Genomic DNA, 591 nt, shown 5'->3' with positions numbered 1-591 from the left:
TTCCCCACCAACGCTCATTAGATGAATGTGGACGCTCAGGACTAGAAGAAGAACGGCGCCTTGCTTATGTGGGGCTTACAAGAGCAAAAAAACATCTACATATATGGTTCGTATCCAACCGTAGAGTTCACGGACTTTGGCAATCTGCTCTTCCCTCCCGTTTTCTAGATGAATTACCAGCAGAACATATAGAAGTCATAGCCATGGAAACATCTTATGGTGGTTATGGGAAATCCTCCTTTCAACATCACAATTGCTTCTATAATGACTATGCAACACCAAGACAAAAACCTGCACAAAAAAACAAAAATATTGAAGGGAACGTTATCGCTCAATCAATCTCTCACGCACCATCAGATTTTTCTATTAATGATCGAATTTTTCACATAAAATTTGGTTATGGTCATATTACCGCGATAGACGATCACAAATTGACAATCATGTTTGAAAAAGCTGGAGAAAAGCGTGTTCTAGATAATTTTGTAGACAAAGCTTAACGAAAGAAAACCACAATCCCTTTTTTCAAAAGACCTCTTTGTTTTATTTTGAAGGTCATTTCCATTTGCGAACAAAAGCTTCAATTTAAAGGTT

The 591-nt window shown here is 37.6% G+C and carries 1 protein-coding gene; it reads left to right on the top strand.

Annotation, left to right across the window (positions count from 1 at the left end; genetic code table 11):
• Window positions 1-497 (top strand): 3'-5' exonuclease (locus ACFINC_RS11525; RefSeq protein WP_375617288.1); only part of this gene is annotated, 497 nt, incomplete at its 5' end.
• Window positions 498-591 lie beyond the last annotated feature (94 nt).

This window comes from Bartonella sp. AP58NXGY (genome assembly GCF_042195785.1).
Taxonomy (GTDB): domain Bacteria; phylum Pseudomonadota; class Alphaproteobacteria; order Rhizobiales; family Rhizobiaceae; genus Bartonella.
Note: the sequence above shows the minus strand (reverse complement) of the source record. Positions and strands in the feature narration are given on the sequence as shown.